Here is a 10,792-nt window from a genome sequence, read left to right as displayed (position 1 = left end):
TCGGCGGGCGATCGGGTGGAGGGAGTCGGTTCAGCGGGTGATCGAGTTGAGGGGGTCGCGTATACGGTCCGTTAAGTTGGCAGGAGTCGCGTTGGCCGGTAATCGTGGACCGGCGCGGTCAGTTCACTCCGGACGCGGCCGCCTCGGCGGAGTCGGGACAGCCGTCCGGGAGTGCGTCGTCCGGGTCGTGGCCGACGTCGTCGGCCAGCTCGATCGTGCCACCGTCGACCTCGTTGAGCCCGCCGTGAAAGTCGGTCGTGAACTCGGTACCGGAGACCTCGACGGTCGCGCCGCTGCCGTTCGCGCCGGACTCGATGGCGTAGTGCCGTCCGCCCATGTCGAAGTCGCAGTCGCGGACCTCGACGTCGCCGGGGGCCCAGGCCCAGACCCCGCGGCCGTCCTCGTGGCGTTCGTCGTTGATCGCGACGCAGTTCTCGACCGTCCCCTCGGCGAGCCGGAAGTGCGAGACCCACGAGTTCGCCGAGTAGCAGTTCCGCATGTCGACGGTTCCGCCCGCTCCATCCCCGGGCGCGGAGCAGTAGAACGAGTTGTCGCCCATCTCCTGGACGTTGACGCCGTCGATCTCGAGGTGTCCCGAGTGGTCGGGGGCGACCCAGATGCCCAGGCCGATGCGGTGACCGGCGTCCGCGCCGTCGCCGACGTAGACGTTCTCGATCGTGGAGGTCCCGCCCCCGGTGTCGGCGACCCCGAAGACGGCGTTCTTGCCGCTGACGCGACCTTCGATACCGACGTTGCGGATCGTCCAGTCGGTACCCTGGGCGGCGACGGTCGCGTGCGCACCGTCCGCGCTGACGTCGATCAGGACGTTCTCGAACGTCTCGCCGCTCTCGACGGTGATCGTCCGGTCTTCGCCGGCGTCGACGACGATCGTCTCGTAATCGTCGGCTGCAACGGAGCCCATCGCGGCCGCGCCCGCGGTCGCGGTCGCGACCCCGGCGATCGAGCCCACGAAACCTCGACGGGTAATTCGGGATTGTCGACCGTCGGTCGGGGTGGAGGCGTTCTCGTTCGTGCGGGGGTTCTGCGGCATGCACTTGCGTAACTCCGGGTTACGGTCATAAACCTTTCCTTGGATAAGATGGTTGAATTTGCAGAAGTTACGTCTATTCTCGGATACTGTGTAGGAGATTTTGACTTATTTTTATTGAATATAAGAACGTGTTTCCGGCCGGCCAATCCCCAGTGCTCTCCCGTCTAACGGCGTATTACCGGTCGTACGATGCCGAGACGGAGGACGAACCGCGACCAGCAGGCCGGCGTAACACCTCGTTACTCCGCCCGAAACGCACTTCCGGGGCCTAGCTGGTGTTCCGCTCGGCGAAACCGACCGACCAGTTCGCGGCCTCGTCCACGGCGAGGTTCGCGACGGTGCGGTCGTGCCCGCAGTGGTCGGTCGGCGGGTCGACGAACAGGCTCGCGGGATCGGTCGCCGCCGGGAGTGGGGTCCGGTGATCGGCTCGGACGTCGAATCGCACGAGCACCCGCCGGGGCACGACCCGACCGTGAACGGAGAGTGGATCACTCGATCGCGCGTCGGCCCCGACGCGCGCCAGGATCGCCCGGAATCGGACTTCGAGGTCCGTCGTCGGCGCGAGCGGTACCGCCGCCGTCCCACGGCTCAGCTACGTCCGCGGTCGCTCGGTTCGCGGTTTGGTGTGGTCGAGCTTCCGACGAATCGGTCTCGTCGGGCGGCCGATGAGGGGCCGATGATTTGGCATTTCCGTTAGATCGGATTCACGGGAGCGGTCGCGCTCACTCACCGGGTCGGTCACTCCTCTCGAATTTCGTAGAGCGCGAACTCCTCGTTCGAGACGTACTTCGCCGACCCTTCGTGGTTTTCGAGGTCCTCGAAGGCCGCCCGTTCGTAGTTGAGTTCCTGGTAGATCTCGAACTCCCTGGTCGTGTCGAACTCGCTGACCGCGAGGAAGTAGTCGCCGTCGGCGGGATAGGCGTCGGCGTACTGTCGGTCGTTGAACGCGTCCATCTCGACGCTTCCCTCCGGCGCGCCGGCACCCATGATGGCCGCTTGCTCGTCCGTCATCGTCTCGGGCCCGTAGATGGCGTCGTTGTATCGGTAGACGTTGTACCCGTAGCCGGCGTAGGGTTGATCGTTCCCGTTCACGATCGCCGCTTCGTAGCCGTGGTAGGTCTGTTCTGAAACGTGCTGAGACGGGCTGTAGATGAACGGCGACCCGAAAATCGTCAGCAGCGCGAGGACCAGACACGCGCCGAGGAGTACCGCTGCGAGTGCGGTCGTCGCGCCGGCCGGGACGAACCGCCCCGTCCAGCCGACCAGCGCCGCCAGCGCGATCGCGCCGAGGATGGTCAGGAGTACGAAGATGAACCCGACCTGACGGAACGCCATCGTCGGCGTGCCGACGAAGTAGACGAGGAAGATCCCGCCGAGCGGGAACAGCGAGATCCCCAGGTACGTGACGATCGAGCGCGACTCCGCGTTCATCCGGCTCCGGCCCGCCCAGAGGACGAGCAGGAAGCACGCGACCAGGAATCCGACGAGCGCGCTCACGCCGAACAGCTTGGCGAAGAGTTCGGGGAGGCTACCTCCGATCTCGGCCAGGGACGCTTCGCGCTGGCCGACCTCCTCGTCGCCGCCGATGTCCGCGGTCGCCAGTCCGTAGAGCAGTCCGCCGAACGCATTCCTGAACCGCTCGTTGGCGACCGCCCAGACGACGAACGTCGCGCCGAGTGCTGCGGTGTAGGCGTGCGCGGTGGGATGTTCGAGGATCGGGTGCTCGTCGAATCGTCGCCGCGCGAGGTACTGGACCCCGCTGATCGCGGCCAGGATCACGACGACGTTGATCATCTGTTGGGGATGGACGAGCAACAGCGCGACCCCGAAGAGGACGATCAGCGCACCGTACGGGGAGAGTCCCAACGGCAAGCGCTCGTCCGGCGACCGTCGCCCGAGGTACGCGACGAGCGCGAAGAGAAAGACCGGCACGAAAAACAGCGCGTTGGAGTTGCTGTGAGCGCCCATGTGGGTCGCGATGTTGTTGATCGGGAGCACGAACCAGGCGACGATTCCGGCGAATCCGACGGCCAGCGCGTTCCCCGTCACGTCGCGGACGACCAGGGGCACGAAGATCACGAACGGAACGAACAGCGCCACGACCGCGAGCATGAGCCCGTGGGGTACGTCGACGCCGGCGACCAGGTAGAGGAGCGATGCCACGGTGTGCAGTCCGGGATAGAAGAGCTCGTGGGGCGCCATCGCACCGCCGAGGAAGTCGCGAACCCACCCGAGGTGCGTGAGCCCGTCGCCTTTCCCGACGAAGTGGTAGCCCCGAATCACGGGGAGGCTCACGATCGCCGTCATCGCGAACCCGCCGAGGCCGATCGCCGCGGCCTGATGGACGCCCCGACACGCGAGCGCGGTCGCCACCGCGACGGTCAGCGCGACGCCCAGCGCGGCCCACGCCGCGCCGGGGGTGCCGGCGTAGACGGAGACCTCGTACCCCGCCGCCGGCTCTCGACGTGCGAGCACGATCGCGACGGCGACGGCCGCGTAGCCGACCGAGAGCGCGAGATTCGAGGCTGTCTTACCCATGGCACCTCACTCGAGGGACTCGACGTGAACGGACGGCTGCAGCGGTCATCTGTCGTTCCTACCCTCCGCGAGGCCGGCGTTTGTTATCCGCGTCCTACCTCTCGGCGCCGAAGGACGCCGTTTCGGGAGTCGAACGCCGGGATTGACACCGTTCCGACGGCGACTCGATCTCCCGACGCCCGCGCGTGACGCTCCGTTCGCTGCCCGTCACTCGATCGTCGGCGGAGCGGGCGACGGCGATCACCCCGCCCGCGGGTCGGCGTAGGTGTCGCTTGCCGAACCTAACCGGGACGTACGCCGAGACGGCCGTTCCCACCGAACGCGACGCGTCGGTCGGCTTTAGTGGTCGCCCGTGCTGGATTCGACGCGACAGCCCGATCTCGTTCCATGTCATCCATCGCCATCGAATCCCTCGACGTCGAGGCCGACACGCTCCGGTGTACGGTCCGCGCATCCGGCGACTGCGAGCGCTTTCTGAGCGGCGAACCGTTCCGAACCAGCTACGGTCGCTCCATCGAGAGCGTCCCCGAGGGCGTCCTCGCCGTGCCGGTCCTCGCCCAGATATGCCCGGTCGCCTGGGCGTGCGGGGCCGACGTCTACGTCCCCGAGGTGGACGCCGCGTTCGCCCGGGCGCTCGAGGACGCCAAGGCCGCGCTGCTCGGGATGCACGACTTCATGGTGGGCGGGCGGCTCCACGCCGAGCGTCGCGTCGATTACGATTCACCGAAATCGGGCGCGAGCGGGTTGCTGTTCACCGGCGGCGTCGACTCGACGGCGTCCTACGTCCGCCACCGCGAGGAGGAACCGATCCTCGTGAGCGTCCGCGGGTGGACCGTCACGCCGGAGGAACGCGACGACGAGAAGTGGGCCGCGCTGTGCGATCGCGTCTCCGAGTTCGCGTCCGAGCGAGGACTCGGCACCGCCTTCGTCGAGTCGAACATGCTCCGCTTTCTCGACCACCCGATGCTGCTCGCACACTACAAGCGCCACGTCGACGGCGCCTGGTACAGCTCCGTCGGCCACGGGCTCGGGCTGACCGGGCTGTGCGCCCCCCTCGCGTACGCCGCCGGAATGGACGACCTCTACGTCGCCGCGACGCACTGGGAGGGGATCGACCTGGCCTGGGGCTCCCGACCCGACGTCGACGACCACGTCCGCTGGAGCGGGACGCAGTGTCACCACGACGGCTACGGTCTGACTCGTCAGGAGCGGCTGGACTTGATCGCCGACTACGTCCGATCCGAGTGCGCCGGCCTCCGGCTCCAGACCTGTAACGATCGGATGGACGGCAACTGCGGCCGATGCGAGAAGTGCTATCGAACCGCCGTCGGCCTCCGTCTGTCCGGGCTCGACCCGAACGAGCACGGCTACCGATTCGTCGACGAGGACTACCGCGAGATCCGAGCGGCGTTCGAACGCGACGAGTGGGTTCTCGGGCAAGATGAGCGCCACATGTGGGAGGACATCCGCCGACGGGCGCGGGAAACGGAGCCGCGAACTCCCGCCGAGCGCGCCTTCTTCGACTGGCTCGACGAGGCGGACCTCGACGCACTGGTCGACGACTCGGCGCCGCCGCTATCCCACCGACTCCTCCGGGCCGGCGCCCGAACCACGCCGAACGGCGTGTACCGGACCCTATACCCGGTCTGGAAGCGGGCGAACGAAGTCGGCCGTCGGCTCGCCCGGAGTCGGTGAGGCCCCGGTCGCGGCGGCGCTGTACCGATCAGGTGACTTCGGCGCCGGGTCAACCGGATCGGTCGGCGCCGAATCGGTCCCCGCTCAGGGCAGGAGGCGGCCGATCAGCATCGCTACTCGCAATCGAATATCGGGAGAACGTTCACCGAACCGGTCTATAAAACGGGCTCCGTCGCTACCGTACCGTTCTGCGGGCGGCGCTCACTCCATGTAGCCCAGGCCCTTCAGCCGGTCTTCGACCTCCGAGAAGTCGTCGTCGACTTCCTCCCCGGCCGCCGACCTGGTCACGTTCCGCCGGCTCACTTTGGTCGTCGCCGGACCGGAGTCGCGGTCGAACGCGTCGAAGAGGACTCGGCCGTCGGCGTTGTCGGGGACCGGCTCGTCGATCCCGTGAAGCAGGGTCGGGGCGACGTCGACGACCCGGGCCCCGCGGAGGGTCGCGCCGGGGTCGATCGACGGTCCCGCACACAGCATGATGCCCGTGCTCCGGTGACTGGCGGCCGTCACGCCGGTGTCGCCGAACGTCTCGTCGGTGATCGCGGTTCGCGTCTCGTAGCGCTCCCGGCCGTTGACGACGAGGTCGGGCGAGCGGTCGTCCGTCGGAAAGAGATCGTCGCCGTCGAAGACGCGCAAGACGGGTTCGTCCGTCACCGGGTCCGTGACGGACTCGAAGACCTCGCGAAGGGATTCTTTCACGTCCGGAATCTTCGCCGGGCGGACGGTCCCCTCGTCGAAGCGTTCCGTGTCGTTGACGTAGACGTTGCCCGCGTCGTGGACGAACGCCGTTGTCCGGCTGTAGTCCACGTCGTAGAGCGCGTGATCGCCCGGCAGTTGCTCCGCCACCGAGTCGACGAACCGTCGCGGGAGAGCCATCGCGAGGCGCTCTTCGGTGATGCCGATGGCGCCGAGGGCGTTCGTGACAGCGTCGCGCGTGATGCCGAGCGACGAGAACGCGCCTCTCGTTCCCTCGTCCTCCCGTCGGGTGAGGTACCCCTCCTCCTCCAGGATGCGATTGGTGTAGACGAGCTGTTCGATCGGGCCGAACCCGTGATCGGAGACCACGTAGAGGTCCGCATTCCGATCTTCCGCACGCTCCATCACTTCGCCCAGGAGGTCGTCGAGCGTCCGGTAGTGGTCGAGCAACCGTTCCTCGTCCCAGACGAGGTGCTGGAAGCGATCCGGCGCCGTGAAGACGAAAAAGAACAGGCGCCAGTCGTCGACCCGATCGAACAGCAACCGGAGCAGTTCGCGCCGATTCTCGAGGAGCTCGTCGATGGCGGCCTCGAACCCGTCCAGATCGTCGGCGTAGTCGGGGTAGTCGATGCTGATCCGGTAGTCCGGGATCCGCTCTTCGATCTCGTCGGCCAGGTCGGGCGGGTGCGTGTAGGACTTCTGGGTCGACGGGGTCATCATGCCGGAGACGACGGTGCCGTCGACCGCCGTCGGCGGGTAGGTCATCGGCACGTTACCGACGACCGACGGGGACAGCAGCTCCCAGAGCGCCGGCTGTCGGAGGTCCTGACTGGTGTACATCCGGTGCGTGTACTCCGAGGACAGGTTCTGAAAGCCGTATATGCCGTGTTTGTCCGGCCAGACGCCGGTCGCGATGGAGGGCCAGGCGAGCGGCGTCGTGGCCGGCCGGGTACTCTCGAGCGGACCCGAGGCACCCTCCTCGCGGAGCCGGGCGAAGTTGGGGAGGGCGCCGTCGTCGGTCCACCGTTCGACCAGTCGCCAGGGGACGCCGTCGAGCCCGAGCACGATCGCCCGCTCGGAACCGGTGACAGATCCAGACATGTGTTTCATCGAGGTGCGAGGCACCTGCTGTCTGCGAAGTGGGCCCAAATTCGTTTTGTTATGCGGAGTCTTTGCGGGCGAACGGATAGCGAACACGTCGAGAGAGCGACCGTTCCCTTCGATTTCGATCCGGCCCCGCTGGGCTTCGAGATCGGCGATGACGGACGGTAGATCCGATCGCGGTCCGCAGCGATCGAACAACCTCGACATAACAAACTGTGGCGCGGGTAAACGGGATCGACATGCACCGTCGATCCGGGGGTGTTCGACGTGGGTAGCGTCGTCATCTCCCTGGACGCCGAGCTCGGCTGGGGATTCCACGACCTTCCCGAGCCGCCCCGCGACCGCGTCGAGGGCGCCCGCCGCGGGTGGGAGACGACCCTCGACGTCCTGGACGACCACGACGTCCCGGCGACCTGGGCCATCGTCGGCCACCTCATGCTCGAGCGCTGCGATCGCGAGCACGCGGACCACCCGGCGCCCCGGGACTGGTTCCAGCGCGAGCGCGGCGAGTGGCGCGATCGGCCGGACCTCAGGTTCGGCCCCGACCTGGTGTCCGCCGTTCGCGAGTCGCCCGTCGCTCACGAGATCGGCTCTCACTCGTTCTCGCACGTCCTCTTCGGTGACCCGGACACGCCCGAAGTGCTGGCGCGCGCCGAGTGCCAGCGCGCTCGGGACATCACGGCGGACTGGGGATTCTCGCCCGACTCGTTCGTCTTTCCACGCAACGAGGTCGGTCACCTCGACGCCCTCGCCGAGTCCGGATTTCGCGTCTACCGCGGGCGCACGTCGCTCCCCGAGGGTGCGCCCCGCGTCCTGGAAACGATCGCGCGCGAGCCGTCGTTGCTCGTCGATCCGTCGATCGACGACCGCGGTCTGGTGAACCTTCCGGCCTCCGTCTTCTGCTTCGGGTTCGAGGGGCCGCTTCGCACCGTCGCGGAGACCGTCTGGACGGATCCGATGGTGGCCCTCGCCCACCTCGGGATCGACCAGGCCGCCGCGAACGACGGCGTCTTCCACATCTGGTGGCACCCGAACAACGTGACGACCGACCGCGACGAGCGCCGGATCCGGCGGATCGTCGAGTACGTCGCGCGCCGGCGGGCGGACGCCGACCTGCGGGTCGAGACGATGGGTGACGTCGCGCGCCGGGTGCTCGAGGACGGTCCGGCCGCTCGCGCGAACGCCGGCTGAGCTCGACCGACCGAACACCGCCGAGCTCCGACTCCCTCACGGTACGAGCGACGTTCATCACCCCGCGGTCGACGTTCATCACCCCGCGGTCGACCGCCGTCACTCGGCGGACGGTCGAGATCGCGACGCTCGCCGACGCGGCCGCCGTACCGTCTCGCGACCGACGGCCCGTTCGTAGACGTCGAGCCACGCGTCGGTCGTCCGCTCGAGGCTCAGCTCGCGCACGGCCGCCCGCCCGTTCGGCCGCTCGCCCCGACGGAGGACCGAGACCAGGCCGTCGACGAGCTCGAGGTCGGTCTCGCCGACCGTCGACGGATCGATCCCGTCCAGGCGTTCGGGGACGTCGCCGACGGCCGTCGACACGACGGGAACGTTACACGCGAGCGCCTCCTTGACGGCGTTCGGCGATCCCTCGCTCTCGGAGGTCAGCAAGAGGGCGTCCGCCGCGTTCATGTACGTCGGGATCTCGTCGTGGTCGACGCCGTACACCGTCCGGAGCGTGACGGGACGGTCGAGGCGCTCGTCGGCCCGGGCGACGATTCGCTTCGCGCGCGGATGATCTTTGATGGTCCGGCTGGGAGCGTACGGGAAGAGCACGTCGTAGCCGTTTTCCGTCCAACCCACGGCCGCCCGAGCAGCGTTCCGGTCCCGCGGTTCGAACCGTTCGAGGTCGATTCCGTCGGGGATGACCTCGCAGTCTCCGTCGAGGTGCCGTCGCATCTCCGCGGACATCACGATCACTTCCTCGCAGAACCTGGCGCAGAATCGGCTGATCGGCGCCACCGACCCGAGCAGGTCCGATCCCCAGAGCGAGAGCACGACGGGGAGTCGCGCTTGCGCGAGCGCCATCGGCGCGATCAGTCCGTAGTGGGCGTGGACCAGATCGTACTCGGGGCCGGCCTCGCGGATCACCCTCGGAACGTACCGCAGGTAATCGAGGGGTCCTCTGCCCTCGGTCCCCGCTGGATCGCCGGGTACGGCCAGCGTCGTGAACGAGACGCCGCGTCGTTCGAGGGCGGCGACTTGCTGGGACAGAAACGGCGCGTCCTCGTTCGTCGTCAGCGTCAACACGTGCATCTGCTCGTCACGATACCCGGTGACGACGGGGCTTTGTTAGCCGCACCTTTTCGCATCCGACCGACGTCGGACGGGGCGTCGCGATGCGGGATTCGGCGCTCGCCGTCGTCGTCGGGATACGTGGGTTGGCGTTCGTCGTCTTCGGGACGCGCGGGTGTGTGTTCGCCGTCGTCGTCGGGACCCTGGGGTCGGCGCCCGCTCTCGTCGTCGCGACGGTCGGGTCGGCGTTCGTCGGATTCGGTCGACACGTTTCCCGTAAACTGGTTGCCGTTCGTCGCAAATCGGTTCGCGGCTGGCCCGAGAATCGCCAGACTCGAGTCGATTTTCGACCGCGGGCCCCGTCGGATGGATCGGGTCGCCATCGCGTGCGAGGAACCGGACGGAGCCAGGCTGCGAGCCCGTTTCGGCCGAACGAGCCGCTTCAGTAACTGATTCTGCGCAGAATCCTTATTTTTAAACTCGATGAAGGAGCGATCGAACGCGATCATGACTCTCTCGGACTTCGTTTCCGGCCTGTTCTCCGACGCGAGTTCCTCCGCGGACGCCGCGGGAGAAGCTCGATCGACGGATCGAGGCGGGGACGTCCTCACCGTCGTCTACGAGTGTCGCCAGTGCGGGACCACGGTCGCGGCGGACGCCTATCGCTGTCCGACCTGCGAGCGGGCCGGTATCGCGGAGTACCCCGTCGAATAGCGCGGGAGCGCCGTCGTTCGATCGACGCGCCGGCGAGAGTACCGGATGCCCCCGAAGCGTATCGCGGGAACCGACGATCGGATCGTCACCGCCGGTCCGCCGCCCGCTCGAGGGGGACCCGACCCCCGTCGGACGGGACGGCGTCTGTCGGCCGGCTCCGCCCGCCGAGCGTCCGGACCCGGTGGCGATCGTCCTCGAACGCGAGCGCGTCCCGGCCGTCCAGCACGACCATCGGATCGAGGCGCTCCCAGTCGATCGCCTCGAAGGCGGCGTGGGGCGTCACGACGATCGCCGCGTCGAGGGACAGCGCCGAGAGCTCGTCGATCGAGGCGGGTCGGGCGCCGTACTCGGCCGGATCGACGAGCGGATCCGCGGCGTACACCGTCTCGGCGCGCTCGCCGAGGCGGTCGACGATCTCGATCGCCGGCGACCGGCGCGTCTCCGCCACGCCCGGTCGGTAGGTGAGTCCGAGCACGAGTACCGACGACTCCTCGAGCGAGGCGCCCGCGGCCTCGAGCTCCTCGGCAAGCAGGTCCACGGCGTACGCGGGCATCCGGTCGTTCACCCGCCGGGCCGCGATCGTCAGCTCGGTCGGCGTCTCCGTCCGACTCCGGAGGAAGTGCGGGTAGTTCGGAATACAGTGACCGCCGACGCCCGGACCAGGTTCGTGGAGCTGACACATCGGCAGCTCGTTGGCGGTCTCGATCGCCTCCCGAACGGAGATCCCCAGCTCGCCGCTCGTCGTCGCGA

9 protein-coding genes are annotated in these 10,792 nt (G+C 68.0%); 3 read left to right on the top strand and 6 right to left on the bottom strand.

Annotation, left to right across the window (positions count from 1 at the left end):
- Positions 1–118 precede the first annotated feature (118 nt).
- From QZT59_RS15635 to QZT59_RS15625, 3 genes are all read right to left on the bottom strand, one after another.
- Positions 119–970: a hypothetical protein gene (locus QZT59_RS15635; RefSeq protein ID WP_343195781.1), complete on the bottom strand. Its 852-nt coding sequence runs from the start codon at positions 968–970 to the stop codon at positions 119–121.
- Between the two features lie 349 nt (positions 971–1,319).
- Positions 1,320–1,496 carry a hypothetical protein gene (locus QZT59_RS15630; RefSeq protein WP_290818522.1) on the bottom strand — a complete coding sequence of 59 codons (177 nt, stop codon included), beginning with the start codon at positions 1,494–1,496 and terminating at the stop codon, positions 1,320–1,322.
- Positions 1,497–1,789: 293 nt separating this feature from the next.
- Positions 1,790–3,589: a hypothetical protein gene (locus QZT59_RS15625; protein ID WP_290818520.1), complete on the bottom strand. Its 1,800-nt coding sequence runs from the start codon at positions 3,587–3,589 to the stop codon at positions 1,790–1,792.
- A 387-nt stretch (positions 3,590–3,976) separates the two neighbouring features.
- Between QZT59_RS15625 and QZT59_RS15620 the strand changes: the two genes are divergently transcribed.
- Entirely contained in the window at positions 3,977–5,284 is a 1,308-nt protein-coding gene (locus QZT59_RS15620; RefSeq protein ID WP_290818518.1) for a hypothetical protein, read from the top strand.
- A 201-nt stretch (positions 5,285–5,485) separates the two neighbouring features.
- Here QZT59_RS15620 and QZT59_RS15615 read toward each other — a convergent pair whose 3' ends face one another.
- Positions 5,486–7,078 carry an alkaline phosphatase family protein gene (locus QZT59_RS15615; RefSeq protein WP_290818516.1) on the bottom strand — a complete coding sequence of 531 codons (1,593 nt, stop codon included), beginning with the start codon at positions 7,076–7,078 and terminating at the stop codon, positions 5,486–5,488.
- Between the two features lie 270 nt (positions 7,079–7,348).
- On the opposite strand from QZT59_RS15615, the gene QZT59_RS15610 reads away from it, so the two are divergent.
- Complete coding sequence (locus QZT59_RS15610) at positions 7,349–8,272, top strand: polysaccharide deacetylase family protein (RefSeq protein WP_290818514.1); 924 nt, start codon at positions 7,349–7,351, stop codon at positions 8,270–8,272.
- Between the two features lie 99 nt (positions 8,273–8,371).
- Here QZT59_RS15610 and QZT59_RS15605 read toward each other — a convergent pair whose 3' ends face one another.
- A complete protein-coding gene (locus QZT59_RS15605) occupies positions 8,372–9,349 on the bottom strand; it encodes a glycosyltransferase (RefSeq protein ID WP_290818512.1) in 978 nt (325 codons plus the stop codon).
- Between the two features lie 462 nt (positions 9,350–9,811).
- Here QZT59_RS15605 and QZT59_RS15600 point away from each other — a divergent pair, with 462 nt between their 5' ends.
- Positions 9,812–10,042, top strand: coding sequence for a hypothetical protein (locus QZT59_RS15600; RefSeq protein WP_290818510.1), 231 nt, complete (start codon positions 9,812–9,814; stop codon positions 10,040–10,042).
- 85 nt (positions 10,043–10,127) lie between these two features.
- On the opposite strand, the gene QZT59_RS15595 is transcribed toward QZT59_RS15600, so the two are convergent.
- On the bottom strand, positions 10,128–10,792 hold a 665-nt coding region (locus QZT59_RS15595), incomplete at its 5' end, for a UDP binding domain-containing protein (RefSeq protein ID WP_290818508.1).

The organism is Halovivax sp., from assembly GCA_007119345.1.
Taxonomy (GTDB): Archaea; Halobacteriota; Halobacteria; order Halobacteriales; family Natrialbaceae; genus Halovivax.
The sequence above is the reverse complement of the archived record's forward strand: the minus strand, read 5'-3'. Positions and strand labels throughout refer to the sequence as shown.